Source organism: Caballeronia sp. PC1, assembly GCF_021353155.1.
GTDB lineage: Bacteria > Pseudomonadota > Gammaproteobacteria > Burkholderiales > Burkholderiaceae > Caballeronia > Caballeronia cordobensis.
This window is the reverse complement of record NZ_JAJUBH010000001.1, coordinates 1,898,025-1,917,997: the sequence shown is the minus strand read 5'-3', so window position 1 is coordinate 1,917,997 and position 19,973 is coordinate 1,898,025. Positions and strand designations below refer to the sequence as shown.

19 protein-coding genes, 1 tRNA gene and 1 CRISPR repeat array are annotated in these 19,973 nt (G+C 64.1%); of the genes, 12 read left to right on the top strand and 8 right to left on the bottom strand.

Going from position 1 to position 19,973, the window contains the following annotated elements; translation table 11 throughout:
• Positions 1-128: 128 nt before the first annotated feature.
• From LY284_RS09280 to trxB, 3 genes are all read right to left on the bottom strand, one after another.
• Entirely contained in the window at positions 129-749 is a 621-nt protein-coding gene (locus tag LY284_RS09280) for a trimeric intracellular cation channel family protein (RefSeq protein WP_014190708.1), read from the bottom strand.
• Complete coding sequence (locus tag LY284_RS09275; RefSeq protein ID WP_041730191.1) at positions 739-1,569, bottom strand: Smr/MutS family protein; 831 nt, start codon at positions 1,567-1,569, stop codon at positions 739-741. The genes LY284_RS09280 and LY284_RS09275 overlap by 11 nt, the downstream gene beginning before the upstream one ends.
• Before the next feature lie 174 nt (positions 1,570-1,743).
• Positions 1,744-2,739, bottom strand: coding sequence for a thioredoxin-disulfide reductase (gene trxB, locus LY284_RS09270; RefSeq protein WP_014190710.1), 996 nt, complete (start codon positions 2,737-2,739; stop codon positions 1,744-1,746).
• A gap of 364 nt (positions 2,740-3,103) precedes the next feature.
• On the opposite strand from trxB, the gene LY284_RS09260 reads away from it, so the two are divergent.
• Both LY284_RS09260 and lolA read left to right on the top strand, forming a co-directional pair.
• Positions 3,104-5,419, top strand: coding sequence for a DNA translocase FtsK (locus LY284_RS09260; RefSeq protein WP_014190711.1), 2,316 nt, complete (start codon positions 3,104-3,106; stop codon positions 5,417-5,419).
• A gap of 50 nt (positions 5,420-5,469) precedes the next feature.
• On the top strand, positions 5,470-6,150 hold the full coding sequence (lolA, locus tag LY284_RS09255; RefSeq protein WP_041730955.1) for an outer membrane lipoprotein chaperone LolA: 681 nt from the start codon (positions 5,470-5,472) through the stop codon (positions 6,148-6,150).
• Positions 6,151-6,187: 37 nt separating this feature from the next.
• Here lolA and LY284_RS09250 read toward each other — a convergent pair whose 3' ends face one another.
• Together LY284_RS09250 and LY284_RS09245 are read right to left on the bottom strand one after the other, a co-directional pair.
• The gene (locus LY284_RS09250; RefSeq protein ID WP_014190713.1) at positions 6,188-6,664 is read right to left on the bottom strand and encodes a hypothetical protein; all 477 of its coding nucleotides are present in this window, start codon (positions 6,662-6,664) and stop codon (positions 6,188-6,190) included.
• Positions 6,665-6,834: 170 nt separating this feature from the next.
• Positions 6,835-7,746, bottom strand: a complete 912-nt coding sequence (locus tag LY284_RS09245; RefSeq protein WP_014190714.1) for a LysR family transcriptional regulator — start codon at positions 7,744-7,746, stop codon at positions 6,835-6,837.
• A 114-nt stretch (positions 7,747-7,860) separates the two neighbouring features.
• Between LY284_RS09245 and speB the strand changes: the two genes are divergently transcribed.
• Positions 7,861-8,886 (top strand): agmatinase, encoded by a 1,026-nt coding sequence (gene speB / locus LY284_RS09240; RefSeq protein ID WP_014190715.1) that lies wholly within the window; start codon positions 7,861-7,863, stop codon positions 8,884-8,886.
• 3 nt (positions 8,887-8,889) lie between these two features.
• On the opposite strand, the gene cytX is transcribed toward speB, so the two are convergent.
• Positions 8,890-10,209 (bottom strand): putative hydroxymethylpyrimidine transporter CytX, encoded by a 1,320-nt coding sequence (gene cytX, locus LY284_RS09235; protein WP_014190716.1) that lies wholly within the window; start codon positions 10,207-10,209, stop codon positions 8,890-8,892.
• Positions 10,210-10,435: 226 nt separating this feature from the next.
• Here cytX and LY284_RS09230 point away from each other — a divergent pair, with 226 nt between their 5' ends.
• The 3 genes from LY284_RS09230 to LY284_RS09220 all read left to right on the top strand — a co-directional run bounded on the left by LY284_RS09230 (position 10,436) and on the right by LY284_RS09220 (position 13,398).
• Entirely contained in the window at positions 10,436-11,752 is a 1,317-nt protein-coding gene (locus LY284_RS09230) for a replication-associated recombination protein A (protein ID WP_041730193.1), read from the top strand.
• Between the two features lie 141 nt (positions 11,753-11,893).
• Positions 11,894-13,192 carry a serine--tRNA ligase gene (gene serS / locus LY284_RS09225; RefSeq protein ID WP_045450402.1) on the top strand — a complete coding sequence of 433 codons (1,299 nt, stop codon included), beginning with the start codon at positions 11,894-11,896 and terminating at the stop codon, positions 13,190-13,192.
• A gap of 115 nt (positions 13,193-13,307) precedes the next feature.
• A tRNA-Ser gene (locus LY284_RS09220) sits at positions 13,308-13,398 on the top strand.
• Between the two features lie 111 nt (positions 13,399-13,509).
• Positions 13,510-14,696: a CRISPR direct-repeat array (repeat unit 23 nt; unit sequence CTATCTCCGCGCACGCGGAGGAA).
• Between the two features lie 62 nt (positions 14,697-14,758).
• Here the strand turns inward: LY284_RS09220 and LY284_RS09215 are convergent.
• Positions 14,759-15,109: a hypothetical protein gene (locus tag LY284_RS09215; RefSeq protein WP_014190719.1), complete on the bottom strand. Its 351-nt coding sequence runs from the start codon at positions 15,107-15,109 to the stop codon at positions 14,759-14,761.
• Between the two features lie 236 nt (positions 15,110-15,345).
• On the opposite strand from LY284_RS09215, the gene map reads away from it, so the two are divergent.
• From map to LY284_RS09185, 6 genes are all read left to right on the top strand, one after another.
• Positions 15,346-16,128, top strand: coding sequence for a type I methionyl aminopeptidase (gene map, locus LY284_RS09210; RefSeq protein WP_233385836.1), 783 nt, complete (start codon positions 15,346-15,348; stop codon positions 16,126-16,128).
• A 174-nt stretch (positions 16,129-16,302) separates the two neighbouring features.
• Positions 16,303-16,827: a GNAT family N-acetyltransferase gene (locus LY284_RS09205; RefSeq protein ID WP_014190721.1), complete on the top strand. Its 525-nt coding sequence runs from the start codon at positions 16,303-16,305 to the stop codon at positions 16,825-16,827.
• 154 nt (positions 16,828-16,981) lie between these two features.
• Positions 16,982-17,749, top strand: coding sequence for a septum site-determining protein MinC (gene minC / locus LY284_RS09200; protein ID WP_014190722.1), 768 nt, complete (start codon positions 16,982-16,984; stop codon positions 17,747-17,749).
• A gap of 89 nt (positions 17,750-17,838) precedes the next feature.
• Positions 17,839-18,654 carry a septum site-determining protein MinD gene (minD, locus tag LY284_RS09195; protein WP_014190723.1) on the top strand — a complete coding sequence of 272 codons (816 nt, stop codon included), beginning with the start codon at positions 17,839-17,841 and terminating at the stop codon, positions 18,652-18,654.
• A gap of 9 nt (positions 18,655-18,663) precedes the next feature.
• Positions 18,664-18,918 carry a cell division topological specificity factor MinE gene (minE, locus tag LY284_RS09190; RefSeq protein ID WP_006999197.1) on the top strand — a complete coding sequence of 85 codons (255 nt, stop codon included), beginning with the start codon at positions 18,664-18,666 and terminating at the stop codon, positions 18,916-18,918.
• Positions 18,919-19,226: 308 nt separating this feature from the next.
• The gene (locus tag LY284_RS09185) at positions 19,227-19,532 is read left to right on the top strand and encodes a YXWGXW repeat-containing protein (RefSeq protein WP_014190724.1); all 306 of its coding nucleotides are present in this window, start codon (positions 19,227-19,229) and stop codon (positions 19,530-19,532) included.
• Between the two features lie 250 nt (positions 19,533-19,782).
• Here the strand turns inward: LY284_RS09185 and LY284_RS09180 are convergent, their stop codons facing one another.
• Complete coding sequence (locus LY284_RS09180; protein ID WP_014190725.1) at positions 19,783-19,962, bottom strand: hypothetical protein; 180 nt, start codon at positions 19,960-19,962, stop codon at positions 19,783-19,785.
• Between the last annotated feature and the right edge of the window lie 11 nt (positions 19,963-19,973).

Genomic DNA, 19,973 nt, shown 5'->3' with positions numbered 1-19,973 from the left:
TCTGTGTGCGTGATGACGACCGGAGCGGTTGCATCGCGGCCGGATGCGGGGCTTGAAAACTCCGCGATTGTAGCAAAAGGACGGGTTTTCCCGCACGTTTCGCGCAAGCGCCCGTCTGTGGCGGGCCGTTAATGCGGCAGACGGATATCGAATTTGTAGGTGACGAGACGCGCGAGCAGGATGAACGCCGTCGACGCGAGCACGTTGTAGATCGTGTCGACGTCGAGCCGTTCGAGCCCGAGATAGATCCAGCAGCCGGCGAACGCGCAGACCGCGTAGGGGCGCGAGTCGCGCAGGATCAGCGGCACTTCGTTGCAGAGCACGTCGCGCAGAACGCCGCCGAACACGCCGGTGATGACGCCCATCATCGTCGCGGTGAAGGCGGGCATTTGCGCGTCGAGCGCGATCGACGTGCCCGACACGCTGAAGAGACCGAGCCCGACCGCATCGGTGACGAGGAGCGCGCGTTGATCGAACAGACGCGAGGTCACGCGCAGGAAGAACGGCGCGAAAATCGCCATCGCGAAAATGAAGAGCACGTAATCCTGATGCTCGACCCAGTAGAACGGGCGGCGCGAGAGCAGCACGTCGCGCACCGTGCCGCCGCCGAACGCGGTGACGAGCGCGACGAGAAACGCACCGACCGCGTCGAGCCGGCGCTTGCGCGCCTCGATGAGCCCGGAGAAGGCGTACGCGAAAATCGCGAGCGCCTCCATGACCGCGATGGCGAGGCTGAGTCTAGGATGCACTGTCCGGCCCCGGATGCGGGTTCTTGCCGAGGCGCTGCGCGTGCGTTTTGTCCTGCGGATGGTTGTGATGCCGCGGCGCGCCGCCCGGCTGCAGCAGCACGAGCACCGCGCCCGCGCCGCCGTCGTGCGGCCGCGCCTGACAGAACGCGATCACTTCCGACTTCTGCACGAGCCACGCGCGCACCTTGCCCTTGAGCACCGGTGCCTTGCCGATGGAGCCGAGCCCTTTGCCGTGAATCACGCGCAGGCATCGCAGTCCGCGCTTCACGGCTTCGCGGATGAATTCGGCGAGCGCCTCGCGCGCTTCCTCGCGGCGCATGCCGTGCAGATCGAGTTGCGCCTGCACGATCCACGCGCCGCGCCGCAGCTTCTTCACGACTTCCTGACTGATGCCGGGACGGTAGTAGGACAGCGTTTCATCGATATCGAGCAGGCTTTCCGGGTCGTATTCGTCGGAGAGCGCTTCCTGCAACACGGCTTCCTCGTCACGGCGGCTTTGCAGCGGCTCGGGCGGCGGCGGCACGCGTGTGATGGTCGTGCGCGGCGGCGTCTTGAGCCGCTCGACCTCGCCGATCGCGCGACGGAACTCGTCGGCATCCGCGACGGCTTCGCGTTCAGCGCGCACCGCCGCGACGCGCTGCACTTCACGCTTCTCGGCGTTGTCTTTCAGCGCGCGCTTCAGCGACGACAGGCCCGCAAGCCCCTCGCGCCGGACGGCCGCGGCGACATCCGCCGGCTTGCTCGGCGCAGGCTCGACGGGCCGCGGCGCGGGCTTCTGCCGGGCTTTCGGTTCGTTCGGATGGGGGAGGTTCTTCGGCATCGTTCGGCCAGCGGAATTCGTCGAAAATCGGGCTCGGACCGCGGCGCACGCGCGCCGAAACAAAAACGGGCCGGCGGCGCGAACCGTGGCCCGTTGCTGACCAGCGTGCGTCACGCGAGACGGCCGGCATTCATTTTACCGGCTCGCCGCGCGTTGTTCGCGTCGCAGGGTCGATCAGCGATCCGCTTCGTGGCTCATCGAATGCGGCGTCGGCGTCTCGTTGATGGTTTCGAGATAGCGCTGCGCGTCGAGCGCGGCCATGCAGCCCGTGCCCGCGCTCGTGATCGCCTGGCGATAGACGTGATCCTGCACGTCGCCCGCCGCGAAGACGCCCGCGAGGCTCGTCGCGGTGGCGTCGCCGCTCGTGCCGCCCTTCGTGATGATGTAGCCGCCCTTCATTTCGAGCTGGCCGGCGAAGAGATCGGTGTTCGGCTTGTGGCCGATCGCGACGAACACGCCCTGCAGCGCGAGATCGGTGGTCTGGCCGCTTTGCGTGTCCTTGATGCGCAGGCCCGTGACGCCGGAATCGTCGCCGAGGACTTCGTCGAGCACGTGATTCCATTTGATGTCGACGACGCCTTCCTTCTCCTTCGCGAGCAGCCGGTCGATCAGGATCGGCTCGGCGCGGAACTTGTCGCGGCGATGCACGACCGTGACCTTCTTCGCGATGCCCGCGAGATAGATCGCTTCCTCGACGGCCGTGTTGCCGCCGCCGATCACCGCGACTTCGCCGTTGCGATAGAAGAAGCCGTCGCAGGTCGCGCAGGCGGACACGCCCTTGCCCATGAACGCTTCTTCCGACGGCATGCCGAGATACTGCGCCGACGCGCCCGTGGCGATGATGAGCGAATCGCAGGTGTACTCGCCCGAGTCGCCGATGAGGCGCATCGGACGCTCGTTGAGCTTCGCGGTATGAATGTGATCGAAGACGATGTCGGTGTTGAACGCGCGCGCGTGCTCTTCGAGACGCTGCATCAGTTCGGGACCCTGGACGCCCGAGGGATCGCCCGGCCAGTTCTCGACGTCGGTCGTGGTCATCAGCTGGCCGCCTTGCGCGAGGCCCGTGATGAGCAGCGGCGACAGGTTCGCGCGCGCGGCGTAGACAGCGGCGGAGTAGCCGGCGGGGCCGGAACCGAGAATCAGCACTTTGGCGTGTTTGGGCGAAGACATGATGATGGTCCGTTATCGATGGTCAGTCTGGAAGCCTGTCTGGCGTCTGCGATGCAGCAATAGCGACGCCAGCGGGACGGCAAAAGGCGCGTCGAAGCTTCCGCTGAACCGTATTTAGGTGCAAAAGGGGCATTATAAAGGCCGCCGGAAAAGCCTTCCGAGTGAACCTTTCAATCGGATTGATAGGCGAAATGCGTGGATCAGCGCGGATTCGCGCAGATGACGCAGCCGTGACGAGTGTTATAGGTTGCAAGAAGCCGCCCGTTTTTGCGCCTTTCACCGCAATGCAGCGTTTACAATAGGCCACCGTTCCATGCGGCCCCGCGCAACAGGCGAGAGGCCGCAAGAAAGCGACACCGAATCAATGGCCAAAGCTACTTATTCCGCGAGCCCGCAGGCATTGCCGCACCGCATGTCGCGGCTCTTCACCGAGATTCGATGGATTCTCCAGGTCGCCCTCGGACTGTTCCTCGTCATGGCGCTCCTCTCGTACAGCCGCAAGGATCCGAGCTGGACCCACGCCGTGAGCGTCGATCACATCGCCAACTGGGCGGGGCGCGTCGGCGCTTATACGTCGGATATCCTGCTGCTCGTCTTCGGGCTGTCTTCGTACTGGCTGATCGTGCTGCTCGCGCGGCGCATCGTCGCGAATTATCGAAAAATCACGCTGCCGCCCGCCGTCGATGAAGACGCGCCCAAAGACCGCACCTGGCTCGCCGAAGCCTTCGCGTTCGTGCTCGTGCTGCTCGCTTCCGACGGCATCGAGGCGCTGCGCATGTGGTCGCTCAAGGTGCAGTTGCCGCGCGCGCCGGGCGGTGTGGTCGGCGACGTCGTCGCGCGGCACGTCTCGCATGCGCTCGGCTTCACCGGCGCAACGCTCTTTTTGCTGATCGCGCTCGCGATCGGCCTGTCGCTGTATTTCCGCTTCTCGTGGCTGTCGGTCTGCGAGAAGGTCGGCGACGGCATCCTCAACGCGATCACCGGCGCGCAATTGCGCCGCGAAGCCGGCCGGGACCGCAAGCTCGGCGAGGAAGCCGCGTCGAAACGTGAGGGCAAGGTCGTGCGTTCGCGCGAGAAAAGCGAGGATCACGAGCCGGTGATGATCGTGCCCGCCGCGCCCGCGCCCGCGCGCTCCGAACGCGCCGAGAAGGAAAAGCAGGTGCCGCTCTTCAAGGACTTGCCGGGCGATTCCACGCTTCCGCCGCTGGCGCTCCTCGATCCGCCGCCGAAGACGCAGGAAACCATCGCTGCCGACACGCTCGAATACACGTCGCGCCTCATCGAGAAGAAGCTGAAGGATTTCGGCGTGGACGTGAGCGTGGTCGCGGCGTATCCGGGGCCGGTCGTCACGCGCTATGAAATCGAGCCGGCGACGGGCGTGAAGGGCAGCCAGATCGTCGGTCTCGCGAAGGATCTGGCGCGCTCGCTGTCGCTCGTGTCGATTCGCGTCGTCGAGACGATTCCGGGCAAGAACTTCATGGCGCTCGAATTGCCGAATCAGCGCCGCCAGACGGTCAAGCTCTCCGAGATTCTCGGCTCCGAGGTCTATGCGAACGGCGCCTCGCCGCTGACGATGGGTCTCGGCAAGGATATCGGCGGCAATCCGGTCTGCGCCGATCTCGCGAAGATGCCGCACTTGCTGGTTGCGGGGACCACGGGCTCGGGCAAATCGGTCGGCATCAACGCGATGATCCTCTCGCTGCTCTACAAGGCGAGCGCGGATCAGGTGCGCCTCATCCTCATCGATCCGAAGATGCTCGAAATGAGCGTCTACGAAGGCATTCCGCACTTGCTGTGCCCTGTGGTCACCGACATGCGGCAGGCGGGCCACGCGCTCAACTGGGCGGTCGCCGAAATGGAGCGCCGCTACAAGTTGATGAGCAAGATGGGCGTGCGCAATCTCGCGAGCTTCAACACGAAGATCGACGAAGCGAAGAAGCGCGACGAAAAAATTCCGAACCCCTTCAGCCTCACGCCCGACGAACCCGAGCCGCTCACGCGCCTGCCGAATATCGTCGTGGTGATCGACGAACTCGCCGACCTGATGATGGTGGTCGGCAAGAAGGTGGAAGAGCTGATCGCGCGGATTGCGCAGAAGGCGCGCGCGGCGGGCATCCACCTCATTCTCGCGACGCAGCGGCCTTCGGTCGATGTCATCACGGGCCTCATCAAGGCGAACGTGCCGACGCGCATGGCGTTCCAGGTGTCGTCGAAGATCGATTCGCGCACGATTCTCGATCAGCAGGGCGCGGAATCGCTGCTCGGCATGGGCGACATGCTCTATCTGCCGCCGGGCTCGGGTCTGCCGGTGCGTGTGCACGGCGCGTTCGTGTCGGACGAGGAAGTGCATCGCGTCGTCGAGAAGCTCAGGGAGCACGGCGAGCCGAACTATATCGAGGGCATTCTCGAAGGCGGTCTCGCGGGCGACGGCGACGAAGGCTCGGCGGGCGCGGGCGGAACCGGCGGCGCCGACGGCGAGTCGGATCCTTTGTACGATCAGGCCGTCGAGGTCGTGATCAAGAACAAGCGCGCGTCGATCTCGCTCGTGCAGCGGCACTTGCGCATCGGCTACAACCGCGCGGCGCGTCTGCTCGAACAGATGGAAAACTCGGGGCTCGTGTCGGCGATGTCGTCGAACGGCAACCGCGAAATCCTTTCGCCGGCGCGCGATGCGGAATGACGCAAGCGTCGAGGCGGAATGACGCGCGCGTCCCAACGGAGAACATAACGATGAAGCAATTTACGGGGAATCCCTTCACGAAGGCGCTCGGCGCGGCGATCTTTTCGGCGTCGATGCTGTTCGCGTCGCACGCGTTCGCGAGCGGCACGGAGCAGTTGAAGGCGTTCGTGTCGCAGGTGCGCGCGGCGCGCGGCGACTTCACGCAGCAGGAAATCAAGGCGCCGGGCAAGACGAACAACGGCGCGACCTCGAACGCGGTGCCGACCAAGGGCGCGACGTCGAGCGGCACCTTCATGTTCGCGCGGCCGGGCAAGTTCATCTGGTCGTATCAGAAGCCGTATTCGCAAGTCCTTCAGGCCGACGGCGACAAGCTGTACGTCTACGACAAGGATCTGAATCAGGTCACGGTGCGCACGCTCGGCGGCGCGCTCGGTGCGAGCCCGGCGGCGATTCTTTTCGGCAGCAACGATCTGGACAAGAACTTCAACCTGCGCGATGCGGGCGAGAAGGGCGGCATCGACTGGCTCGAACTTACGCCGAAGTCGAAGGACACGCAGTTCGAGACGGTCGGCATCGGCTTCAAGGACGGCAACCTGCAGGCGATGGAACTGCACGACGTGTTCGGCAACGTCACGCTTCTGACGTTCTCGAACATTCAAAAGAACCCGCCGATCAAGAGCGACACCTTCAAGTTCACCGTACCGAAGGGCGCGGATGTGATCAACGGGTAACGCTTCGTAGTGCGGCTCGCGCGAGCCGCACGTTTCGCTAGCGATAGTTCGTCACGATCGTCACGCGCGTGGCGGAGGAAGACGCATCGTCCTTCGTGCGTATCGCCAGCGTTCCGCCGAGTGCGCCGAGGTGATATTCCCCGCCGATACCGGGTGTCATCTTGCGTCCCTTGCCGTCCCGAAAGCTCGCGGCAAGCGCCTGGCCGCCGCTCGTCGCGGGGCCCGCAACCGATAGGGAAACGTCCGCGTTGGGCGGATTGCGTGGATCGGCGCCGTACGTGACGTACAGGGTGTTGCCGGACGACTCGCCGCTGCGCGTCTGTTCGGCGGTCGATATGCCCAGCGTCGGCGTAGTTCCGATCGACACATCGAACGGCGGCGCGACCAACGCGCCTCTGAATGTGATGACGCCGCCCGGGACCCGAGTCGTCGATGCGCCTGTCATCGGGTAAAGGACCGACGCGCCTGTCAGAGCGATCAGCAGTGTCACCTGTGCACCGTTTCGTTTCATCATCGTTCCCCCTGTTGGACATATCGCGTGTCGTGCTTCGGCTTATTTTTGAGATGCGCGCGAGCTGATATTCGGAGAAATCTGATTGTTCTGACAATGTACTTTCGATAACTAAATTGTCAAAAACTGTCGGTGCAAAAAGGCAGTTTTATCGTTGAAATTGCTGCTAAAAATCATGAATGCGCGGCCTGCATGTCCTCGATGAACGCTTCCACGATCTCGCGCTTCGCGCCGCGCACGCCGCTCGCGCGTGTCGCCCGCGTGACCATCTGAAACGCGACGCGATAGCGCATCGTTTTCGGATTCAGCGGTGCGAGCAGCCCTTCCTTCACATACGGCGCGGCGAAATGCTCGGGCAGATAGCCGAGATGGCGGCCCGAGAGCACGAGCATCGCGACGGCCTCCATGTTGTCCGCGACCGCTCCGATATGGCGCGGTACCAGCTCGCCGGCTTCGGGCAGCGGATAGCTGCGCCACGCCCAGTCGTGCTCGAACGCCTGCGCCGCGCTCACACGCCCCGCGCGCGCGAACAGCGGATGCTCGCGTCCGCAATACGCGAGTTGATCCTCCGCGAAGATTTCCGTGTATTCCAGCGACGGCACGCGATGCCAGAAATAGCCGATCGCCATCTGAATCCGCTCCGACAGCAGCATCTCTTCGAGCTCGCCGGGCGAGCGCACCAGCACCGCGATGCGCACCGATTCGTCGCGCTGCCGGAAACGCGCGATCGCCTCGCTCACGCGTGCATTCGCGCTGACAGGCGTGTTGCCGATCATGCCGAGCGTGAGCGTGCCGACGAGCTTCCGGCCGACGTTGCGCGCGGTGGAATCGAACGTGTCGACAGCCGCGAGCAGCGTCCTGCACGCATCGACGAACTGCTCGCCGCGCGAAGTGAGCGCGAAGCCGCCGCGCCCGCGTTCGCAGAGCCGGTAGCCGAGCCGCGTTTCGAGCGTGGCGAGCTGCGTGCTGATGGTCGATTGCCCGACGTTGAGCGTGGCCTGCGCGGACGACACGCCGCCCGCATCGACGATGGCGAGAAAGACGCGGATCAGGCGCAGATCGAGATCGGAGAGGTGAGTGAACATGTGCGGCGGCGAAACATCGATAAATATCGATGTTAAGGTATTTTCGTCGCCATTTTAACTTCGCCGAAAAGCGGCTGATAATGGTCTTATCGCAACGAACATTCATTCGACGCCATGAATACGACCTCGCCGTCTTCGCTCTTCGCGCCCGCCGAACACTTCGATTCGCACTTTCTCGAACAGCGCGCCGAGCGCCCGCAGCCGCTGTCGGGCAACCAGATGCCGCGCTGCGGCGGCATCACGACGATGATGCGTCTGCCGCACGTTCCGTCGGCCGAAGGGCTGGATGCGTGTTTCGTCGGCGTGCCGTTCGATCTCGGCACGTCCAACCGCACGGGCGCGCGCTTCGGGCCGCGTCAGGTGCGCAGCGAATCCGTGCTGCTGCGGCCGTACAACATGGCGACGCGCGCCGCGCCGTTCGACTCGCTGCGCGTCGCGGATCTGGGCGATGTCGCGATCAATCCGTACAACCTGCTCGATTCGATCGACCGCATCGAGCGCGCGTATCGCGAAATTCTGAAGCACGGCTGCAAGCCGCTCACGCTCGGCGGCGATCACACGATTGCGCTTCCGATCCTGCGCGCGATTCACGCGAAGCACGGCAAGGTCGGGCTGATTCACATCGACGCCCACGCGGACGTCAACGACACCATGTTCGGCGAGAAAATCGCGCACGGCACGCCGTTTCGCCGCGCGGTGGAAGAGGGCTTGCTGGATTGCTCGCGCGTCGTGCAGATCGGCCTGCGCGGCACGGGTTACGAAGCCGGCGATTTCGACTGGTGCCGCGAGCAGGGCTTTCGCGTCGTGCAGACCGAAGAGTGCTGGAACAAATCGCTCGCGCCGCTCATGGAGGAAGTGCGCGCGCAGATGGGCGACGGTCCGGTCTACATCACGTTCGATATCGACGGTATCGACCCGGCCTTCGCGCCGGGCACGGGCACGCCGGAAATCGCCGGGCTGACGGTGCCGCAGGCACTGGAAATCGTGCGCGGCGCGCGCGGGCTGAATATCGTCGGCGCGGATCTCGTGGAGGTCGCGCCGCCTTACGACCCGTTCGGCACGACCGCGCTGCTCGGCGCGAATCTCGCGTTCGAACTGCTCTGCGTGCTGCCGGGCGTGGAGTACCGGACGGCGAAATAGCGCCTACGCGTACGCGCGGCGCTTGCCCGACACCAGCAGCAAATAGCACACCGCGCCGAGTGCGAGCGCGGGCAGCGTCGCGCCGAGATTCGGCAGCCATTGATTGATCGCGTGATACGCGGCGATGCCGATGCCCCACGCGATGAACGCGCTCACGTGCCAGCCGCCCGAATAGCCGTAGCGGCCGTGCACGTCGGCGAGCACGGCGGCGTCGATGCGACGCTTTCGCACGATGAAGTGATCCGCGAGCACGACGCCGAACAGCGGCGCGAACACCGAGCCGATGAGCAGCAGGAAGTTCTGGTACTTGCCCATCTCGACGACGAGCGCGACCAGCGTGCACAGCGCGCCGAACGCGCACGAGAGCATCGGCACGCTGGCGCGCGCCCAGAACGTGCCGGTGGAAACGGCGGCGGAATGGATGTCGGCGAAGGCGTTATCGGTTTCGTCGATCAGGATGAGAAACAGCGCGAGGCCGCCGCCCGCCTGCGCGAAGGCGGTCGTCAGGAGCGCGTCTCCTCCGCCCGCCGCGAGTCCGTAGATCGCGCCGAGCGCATAGAACCACAGGTTCGCAATGCCGTAGCCGAGCAGCGTGCCGCGAAACGTGCCGCCCGCGCTCTTGCCGAAACGCGTGTAGTCGGCGATCAGCGGCAGCCACGAAAGCGGCATCGCCACCACGAGATCGATGCCCGCGCCGAACGCCATCTCGCCCGTGCCGGGACGTGACATCAGCGCGGAAATATCGTGCTTTGCGAGCAGATTCCACGTGAGCCAGCCGGCGCCGCCGAGCAGCAGCCAGATGCCCCAGGAGCGCAGAAAGCGCCGCACGAAGGAGAGCGGTCCGCTCACCGCGAGCAGCGTCGCGAGCGCGCCGAAGATGAGCGTCCAGACGAGCGGCATCGAGAAATGGAAGGATTGCTTCGCGAGCGCATCGGCGGAATCGCGCATCACGATGATTTCGAACGAGCCCCAGCCGACGAGCTGGATTGCATTGAGCACGGCTGGCACCGACGCGCCGCGCACGCCGAGCGTCGGTCGCAGCGACGACATCGCCGCGAGCCCCGTATCCGTGCCGACGACGCCCGCAAGCGCGAGCAGCACGACGCCGATCGAGGTGCCGATGGCGATCGCCACCAGCGCGTGCGGCAGCGACAGGCCCGGCACGAGCAGCGCGCCCGCCTGCGCGACGAGCAGGCCGATGCCGAGCGAAAACCACAGCGCGAAGGCATCGCTCGTGCCGAACGCGCGCCGCTCGGGCGGCACCGGCGTGAGCGGCGCGTACGTGGCGCTGTCGTCGTGTTGGCCGATAGTCTCTTGCTGCATGGGTTTGGTTCCCTATATTGTCCTGACGGGCTGAACGCGTCTGCCCGCCCGGCTGTCATAATTGTCCGATTCTGCGGTCTGATTGCCTTGCGCGACAACCTGGCCATTTGGCCAATGGGCACGCGCGCCGGAAAAGGGCAAGATTATCGCCGTCTTTGATTCACCCGCGCCAATCGAGCAAGCGCCGATTGCCGCTCACGCGCATTCGCTGCGCCGACCCAAGCACATGTTCGAAGAAAACCGTGGCACCGTTCCGCTCGCGGAGCGCCTGCGCCCCCGCACCATCGACGACGTCATCGGCCAGAAGCATCTGCTCGGACCGAGCAAGCCGCTGCGCGTCGCATTCGAATCGGGCGAAGCGCACTCGATGATTCTCTGGGGCCCGCCCGGCGTCGGCAAGACCACGCTCGCGCGCCTCATGGCCGACGCGTTCCATGCGCAATTCATCTCGCTCTCGGCGGTGCTGTCGGGCGTGAAGGACATCCGCGAGGCGGTGGAGACGGCGCAGATCCATCGCGCGAACGGGCATCAGACGCTCGTCTTCGTCGATGAGGTGCATCGCTTCAACAAGAGCCAGCAGGATGCGTTCTTGCCGCATGTGGAGTCGGGCCTGTTCGTGTTCGTTGGCGCGACCACTGAAAATCCGTCGTTCGAGGTGAACAGCGCGCTGTTGTCGCGCGCGGCGGTGTACGTGCTGAGGAGCCTCGACGCCGACGAGCTGAAGGAACTGCTCGAGCGCGCAACCAAGGAACTCGGCGGCCTCACGTTCACCGATGAAGCGCGCGACGCGCTCATCGGGTCCGCCGACGGCGACGGCCGCAAGCTCCTGAACAATCTGGAAATCGTCGCGCGCGCGGCGGCGCAGCAAAAGCAGACCGATGTCGACGGCGCGCTGCTCGGCAGTGCGCTCGCGGAAAACCTGCGCCGCTTCGACAAGGGCGGCGACGCGTTCTACGACCAGATCAGCGCGCTGCACAAATCGGTGCGCGGCAGCAATCCGGACGCCGCGCTGTACTGGTTCTGCCGCATGCTCGACGGCGGCGCGGACCCGCGCTACATGGCGCGGCGCATCGTGCGCATGGCGTGGGAAGACATCGGTCTTGCCGATCCGCGCGCCGCGCGCATCACCCTCGACGCGGCCGAGACGTACGAGCGGCTCGGCTCGCCCGAAGGCGAACTGGCGCTCGCGCAGGCGTTAGTTTATCTGGCGGTCGCGCCGAAATCGAACGCCGGATATAACGCGTACAACGAGGCGCGGCGCTTCGTGAGCAAGGATCAGTCGCGCGGGGTGCCGGTGCATCTGCGCAACGCGCCGACCAAGCTGATGAAGGAGCTCGGCTACGGACACGAATACCGTTACGCGCACGACGAACCCGACGCGTACGCAGCCGGCGAAACCTATCTGCCGGACGGCATGCGCGATCCGCACTGGTACCGGCCGACGCCGCGCGGGCTCGAAGGCAAGATCGGCGAAAAGCTCGACCGGCTCGCCGAACTCGACGAGGCCTGGCGGCGCGAGCATCGCGAGGAGAAGAAGCGCTGAAGTCCGGGCGTTGAAGCCGCGCGCGGCCGTTTCGCGCGCGGGCATTTGCCGTTTCGCCGGCCGGTGCGCGATTGCGACCGGCGCGCGATGACCGTGCGCTAAAATCGGCGTTTCCGATTACTTATCAAAGCAGCCCCCGCCATGCTCGACATCCAACACCTCCGCAAAGACCTGGACGGCGTCGCGAAGCGCCTCGCCGATCGCGGCTACACGCTCGACGTCGCCGCGTTCGCCGCGCTCGAAGCCGAGCGCCGTGAGATCCAGACCCGCACCGAAGAACTGCAGGCACGCCGCAACAGCCTGTCGAAACAGATCGGCGCGATGAAGGGGCGCGGCGAGGACACGTCGGCGGTGATGGCGGAAGTGAGCGGCATCGGCGACACGATGAAGGAATCGGCAGCGAAGCTGGATGACGTTCAGAAGCGTCTGTCGGACCTGATGCTGACCGTGCCGAATCTGCCGCACGAAAGCGTGCCGGTGGGCAACGACGAAACGCAGAACGTCGAAGTGCGGCGCTGGGGCACGCCGCGCGCGTTCGACTTCGAAGTTCGCGATCACGTCGATGTCGGCGCGCCGCTCGGCCTCGACTTCGAAACCGGCGCGAAGCTGTCGGGCGCGCGCTTCACGCTGCTGCGCGGACAGATTGCGCGGCTGCATCGCGCGCTCGCGCAATTCATGATCGACACGCATACGGAGCAGCACGGCTATACCGAGGCGTACACGCCGTACATCGTGAATCCGGAGATTCTCTACGGCACGGGCCAGTTGCCCAAATTCGCCGACGACATGTTCCGCGTCGAGAAGGGCGGCGACGAGAACACGGTCACGCAGTACCTCATTTCGACGTCGGAGATCTCGCTCACGAACACGGTGCGCGACAGCATCCTCGAAGCGGACGCGCTGCCGGTGAAGCTCACCGCGCATTCACCGTGCTTCCGCTCGGAGGCGGGCTCGTACGGACGCGATACGCGCGGTCTGATTCGCCAGCATCAGTTCGACAAGGTCGAGATGGTGCAGGTCACGTCGCCGGAGCATTCGTACGCAGCGCTCGACGAGATGGTCGGCCAGGCGGAGACCATTCTGCAGAAGCTGGAATTGCCGTATCGCGTGATTACGCTGTGCACGGGCGACATGGGCTTTTCGGCGGCGAAGACGTTCGATCTCGAAGTGTGGCTGCCGGCGCAGAACACGTATCGCGAGATTTCGAGCTGCTCGAATACCGAGGCGTTTCAGGCGCGCCGGATGCAGGCGCGCTTTCGCAACGCGCAGGGCAAGCCGGAGTTCGTGCATACGCTGAACGGCTCGGGGCTGGCGGTCGGGCGCACGCTCGTCGCGGTGCTGGAGAACTTCCAGAACGCGGACGGTTCGGTGACGATTCCCGCCGCGTTGCGCCCGTACATGCGCGGTGCGGAACGGATCGAAGTCGCCGCTTCCGTTTGACACCTATTTGCAAAAAGGGGCTTGGAAAGGTCGGAAGAGTTCGATATACTTTCGTTCTTCGTTGAGCAACGACCGGCTCACGAAGGCCAGTAAGTTGTCAAATGAACTGGTAGCCGGAGAGGTGGCAGAGTGGTCGAATGTACCTGACTCGAAATCAGGCGTACGGTTTTCCCGTACCGTGGGTTCGAATCCCACCCTCTCCGCCAAAATCTGAAAACCCCGCAAGTCGTAAGGCTTGCGGGGTTTTTGTTTTTGGGCTCCGGCGGGGGGGCGGCGGAGGAAGCGAGCTCACTAAGCGGGGCGAACAGATCACCTAGGGTCAATCTCCGCGCAGGTGGAGGAAACCAAGGAGTCAGCGAGACGACCCTTCGCCGCGAGGGCCTATCTCCGCGCACGCGGAGGAAACGCGCAGTCGCGCATCGTGGCGTTAAGTGCCGAGGGCCTATCTCCGCGCACGCGGAGGAAACTTCACGAATCTGCCGGCATCCCGCGACGATGGGGGCCTATCTCCGCGCACGCGGAGGAAACATCACTGGCTCTTGGGCGTGCTGACGATGCGCGGGCCTATCTCCGCGCACGCGGAGGAAACGGCGCGAGATTCAGCAATTCTTCATCGCTCGCGGGCCTATCTCCGCGCACCCGGAGGAAGCCGACAACCGAGAGGAACACGAAGTCGTGAACAAGGCCTATCTCCGCGCACGCGGAGGAATCTTTTTTATTTCGCGAACAAGTCTCCCTGTCCAGGGCCTATCTCCGCGCACGCGGAGGAATCGCGATCGCACCGGCGTCGATGAAGACCGTCAACGGCCTATCTCCGCGCACGCGGAGGAATCCAAGCGGCTAACTCACAATATTTCCGATAATCGGGTCTATCTCCGCGTACGCGGAGGAATCTCGCTCCACGATTGGCCGAGATTCCACACGCTGGGTCTATCTCCGCGCACGCGGAGGAATCTCAAGTGCTGCTTATTCATCGATCACTCCACGCGGTCTATCTCCGCGCACGCGGAGGAATCGAAATCGCCTTCCCGTCCGCGCAGGAAAACGACGGTCTATCTCCGCGCACGCGGAGGAATCGGTGCAGACGTGGACCGCGTGAGGATGACGCCGGGTCTATCTCCGCGCACGCGGAGGAATCGGTCTGGTCCGCCTGAATGTCCCTCACTCTGCCGGTCTATCTCCGCGCACGCGGAGGAATCACGTCATCGGGGCTCTGCAAGCCATCGTACAAAGGTCTATCTCCGCGCACGCGGAGGAATCCGCCTCGCCCGCCCGCGTATCGAGCGCGACGCCGGTCTATCTCCGCGCACGCGGAGGAATCCTCTGGACGAGGTGGACAATGCGGTCATGGTGCGGTCTATCTCCGCGCACGCGGAGGAATCCGCGAAGATCGCGGTCCAGGCGGGCGTCAGATAGGTCTATCTCCGCGCACGCGGAGGAATCGCTTCCTTGCCGACGTGTCCCGTGAGCACCGCGGGTCTATCTCCGCGCACGCGGAGGAATCCCTAGATCATAACCTCATGATCCCAAACACCAAATCACCCAACCCATCCTAGAAAACACCCCTCAAGTCGTACACCTCGCAATATCAAACCGAAGCTCCGGCTCCGGCACGCCACCATCGTCGCTCGATGACTGCTGCACCTTCACCACCGATCCATACACCGAAGGCGTCAGCGTGACGAGCCATGCGTTCGATCCGACCATCAACTCCGTCGAGCCTTGATCGCGTCTTGCTTGCGCCGATGGAATCATTCGCTGCAGACAACTCGATATATCCGACGCCGCCCGCGCCGACGAAACGTGAATCACGGGCTTTGAAGCGCGCAGTTCCGGCTCGCTCGTCGAACTGCATGCTGCAAGGGCGGCCGCGCCCGACAGCGCCGCGCAGAAGAAGGCAAATCGATGCAAGGTCATAACGCTCCGGCAAGTCTGAAAACGGGCCACTAAAACACAAACGCGTGCTCGCTACAAGAGCGGGCGATGAGCGCGGCAACCCCGAAATGCCGCGCCCAGGCGGTTCTTCGAGAGGCGACGCTGCGCGGGAGTGCTATCATCGGCCCCATTGTCCTCGCGCGCCGCCCGCCGCAAACACCGGCGAAAACGCCCGCGCCAGGCAGCAAGAACCCGGCACGAACCCATCGCATTGCTCAATGGCCATCACGCTCAAGACCCCCGCAGACATCGAAAAGTTGCGCATCTCCGGCCGCATGGCCGCCGAAGTCCTCGCGATGATCGCCGAACACGTCCGCCCGGGCGTCACCACCGATGAACTCGACGCCATCTGCAATCGCTTCATCGTCGACGAACTGAAAGCGATACCCGCCAACGTCGGCTACATGGGCTTTCCGAAAACGGTGTGCACGTCGGTGAATCACGTCGTGTGCCACGGCATTCCCGGACCGAAAGAATTGAAGGACGGCGACATCATCAACATCGATGTCGCGATCATCAAGGACGGCTACTACGGCGACACGAGCCGCATGTACTACGCCGGCACGCCGAGCGAGCAAGCCCGCCGCCTCGCCGAGACGACCTATCAAGCGATGGTCGCCGGCATCCGCGAAGTGCGCCCGGGCGCGACGCTCGGCGACGTCGGCGCGGCCATTCAAAGCGTCGCGCATCGCGAAGGCTTTTCCGTGGTGCGCGAGTATTGCGGCCACGGCATCGGCCGCGTCTATCACGAAGATCCGCAAGTGCTGCACTACGGTCAGCGCGGCGCGGGCCTGCGCCTCAAGCCGGGCCTCGTCTTCACCATCGAGCCGATGATCAACGCGGGCCGCGCGGCCACGCAGCAATCGCGCGACGGCTGGACCGTGACGACCAAGGACCGCTCGCTTTCGGCGCAATGGGAGCACATGGTCGCCGTGACCGAAGAGGGCTTCGAACTCCTCACGCCGTGGCCGGACGGTACCGGCCCTTATGAAGCGCCCTGAGCGCCGCGGGCTATGCCCGTGTGCGTTGTAAAGCAGTTTCCCGGATTTAGGAATTGACGGGTACGCCCGTTCGGTTGAAGCTATGCCAATGGCCTGCGCGCCGGACCGGCCGACAGAGCCGCACGCGCTAAAGAGCCTGAAAGCCAGAGAGAAATAGTCTGCATGAGCGCACGCATGAGTCCCTCATTGACCGTCAGCCGCATCGCCGCGCAACAAGGTTCGGTTTTGCGCGAGCTTCGCACGGCATCGCTGCGCGAAGCGCCGTACGCTTTCGGCGAAACGCTTGAAGATGCGCTGCTCGTCGACCCGTCGTCGTTCGAAGAAACCGCGGCGCTGCATGCGAATTCGCCGCGGCTCGCAACGTTCCTGCTCTACACGGAAGGTCATCCCTGCGGTCTCGTCCACGCGTACATCGAAGAGACGCCGGGCGCGCGCGCGTTCGTGAGCGCGCTCTGGGTCGCACCCGCCGTGCGGCATCTGCGCGGCGGCGAGCTGCTCATGAACGTCGCGACGCGATGGCTCGCCGCGCAGGGCGCCGCCGAGGTGCATGCGTGGATCTCCGAGGAAAACCGCACCGCGATGCGCTTCTACGAGCGTCTCGGTTTCGGCCCGACGGGCGAGCGCCGCGCGATGCCGTCGCACGAAGAAGAAGCCGAGTCGCTCTTCGTGCGTCACATGCAGGCCGAAGACGACCTCTGACGCACGTCAGTGCGTGTCCTGTGCCCGGTATCCGCGTGCCTGTCGTGCGCACTTCGCGCCCGCATTTCTCGTTATCGATAGCTGAAATCGGTCCTAAAAATTATGGCCGTGTGCGACAACGCCTGTAAAATACGCAAAATTTTTGGCCGTTCCTATGTCGCTCAACAAAACGCCCTTCTTCGAACTGCGCAGCGGCTCCGTCGACACGCTTCTCTTCGTCGTCAAGACTCCCGACCTCAACGCCCTGCGCACTGAACTCACGCGGCGCTTCGAGGCGACTCCCGAATTCTTCGCAGGCGATGTCGTTGCCATCGACGTGCGCCGTCTCGCCGAACAGGAGCGCGTCTCGCTCGTCGATCTCGAAGCCTTGCTCAAGAGCGTGCGCATGCGTCCGATCGGCATCGTCGCGCTGCCCGCGCAGACGTGGGCGATTCAATGGGCGAACGAAGGCGGCCTGCCGATTCTCGAAGCACGCGACAGGCGCGGCGCGCCCAAGCCCTCGGCCGACGAAGCGAAGCCGAACACCGAAGCCGCCGCCGTGATCGAAGCGGCGGTCGCGAAGGAACCGCCGCCCGCGAGCCTGCCGCAGCCCGCGACCATCATCGACCGTCCGCTGCGCTCGGGCCAGCAGGTCTATGCGAAGGGCGATCTCATCGTGCTCGGGCTCGTGTCGTACGGGGCCGAAGTGATCGCGGAAGGCAATATCCATATCTATGCGCCGTTGCGGGGCCGCGCGCTCGCCGGCGTGCATGGCAATCTCGACGCGCGCATCTTCTGCACCTGTCTCGAGCCGGAACTGATTTCCATCGCGGGCATCTATCGGACGACCGAGAACCCGCTGCCCGCCGATGTCGCGAGCAAGCCGGTGCAGATCTGGCTGCAAGAAGAAAAACTGATGATCGAACCGCTGCGGCTGACCTGACGAGTTGTATCGGCTCGCGCGCTTGATTTGTGCGGCGCGCGCTCGTAGACAGCGCGAGCGGACCTATTTGACGAACACAAGGTACTTGTATGGCAAAAATCATTGTGGTGACTTCGGGGAAGGGCGGCGTCGGCAAGACGACCACCAGCGCGAGCTTCGCATCGGCGCTCGCATTGCGCGGCCACAAGACGGCCGTGATCGACTTCGACGTCGGTCTGCGCAATCTCGACCTCATCATGGGTTGCGAACGCCGCGTGGTGTACGACCTGATCAACGTCATCCAGGGCGAAGCGAATCTGCATCAGGCGCTCATCAAGGACAAGAAGAGCGAGAACCTCTACATCCTGCCGGCCTCGCAGACGCGCGATAAAGACGCGCTCACGCTCGAAGGCGTCGAGAAGGTCATCGAGGAACTGATCAAGATGGACTTCGAATACATCGTCTGCGATTCGCCGGCGGGTATCGAATCCGGCGCGCTGATGGCGATGCACTTCGCCGACGAGGCGCTCATCGTGACCAATCCGGAAGTGTCGTCCGTGCGCGACTCGGACCGCATTCTCGGCATCCTGTCGTCGAAAACGAAGCGCGCAATCGAAGGCAAGGAGCCGGTCAAGGAGCATCTGCTGATTACGCGCTACAACCCGAAGCGCGTTTCCGAAGGCGAGATGCTGTCGCTGTCGGACATTCAGGAGATCTTGCGCATCGACCTGATCGGCGTGATTCCGGAATCGGAAGCGGTGCTGCATGCATCGAACCAGGGCTTGCCGGCGGTGCATCTGGACGGCACGGATGTCGCCGAATCGTACAAGGACGTGGTGTCGCGTTTCCTCGGTGAGGAAAAGACGCTGCGCTTCACCGATTATCAGAAGCCAGGGCTGTTGCAACGCATCTTCGGCACCAAGTAAGGGGACGCAATGTCGATTCTTTCGTTTTTGCTGGGCGAGAAAAGAAAGTCCGCTTCGGTCGCGAAGGAACGCTTGCAGTTGATCATTGCGCACGAGCGCGCGGGTGGCAAAGCCGCCGCCGATTATCTGCCGGCGTTGCAACGAGAACTCGTTGCCGTGATTTCGAAGTACGTGAAGATTTCCGATGACGATATTCGAGTGAGCCTCGAACGTCAGGACGACCTCGAAGTGCTGGAAGTGAAGATCGAGATTCCGCAGGCGTGATGCCGCGCGCCGCGATGCGGCGCCATGTTTCTCGAAAAGAGCCGGAATCATGTGATTCCGGCTCTTTTTCCTGGTGCGTTATCGTTTGCGTCGCACTGCATGATGCATCGAGCGGCCGCGCCTCCGCTGTGACATTTGTCGTACATTCATCGACAAACTATTCCAAGTTCAACCTGATCGACCTTCCGCGCGTGTCATCGCGCGTTCTCCCTCGCACATTGAGAAAAGACGCGGACGTTTCTTACCCGCGAAGCCTTCATCCGCGCACCACGCGCGCGTTCAATGTCTTTAGGAAAACGAGGTCGATCATGAAACTGTCCTGTCGTCATTTGCTTGCCCGGGCCGCGCTGCTTGCCGCCGGCGTCGTGAGCATGTCCGGCGCGTTCGCCGACGTGGTGATCGTTGCACCGAGCGCGCCGCCCGCGCCGCGCTTCGAGCCTGTTCCGGCAGCACGCGCCGGCTTCGTGTGGGATGCGGGACACTGGAACTGGGAAGGCCGCTATGTGTGGGTGCCGGGCCACTGGATTGCCGTGCGGCCGGGCGCGCGCTGGGCGCCGGGCGTGTGGGCGCCGTTCCGCGGGCGATACCGCTACATTCCGGGTCACTGGATCTGAATCGCATAGCCCGTTCATTCGCCGTCGCGCGTGTTCACACGGCGGCGGCGAACGAAGGGGCCAGAAAAAAGAAGAGGCGCGAGGCTTTCGCCGGGCGCCCGAGAAACGCTCCCGCATAAGCAGGAGCGGAGAGGAGAAGAGAGCCGCGTTCAGGTCCGAAAGCCGGACCACGCACACAGCAGTACTTGCTCGGAGCGTAAGCGCGGGGAAAAGTTCAATCGAAATGAAAATTTCCGCAGGCTCGGCTAGATCACGCGGTCAGCACTTCGAAGGCGAGCACCGCCAGAATCGCGCCGACGTTCGCCACGACGGCTTCCAGAACGACGCCGCGCCAGGTCGCCGGACGAAACTTCACCGCGAGCAGCAGCGCCGTCACAAGCGCAATGGTGACGATCGCGACGAGATGCGCGCTTTGCAAATGAATATTCATGGCCTCTCCCG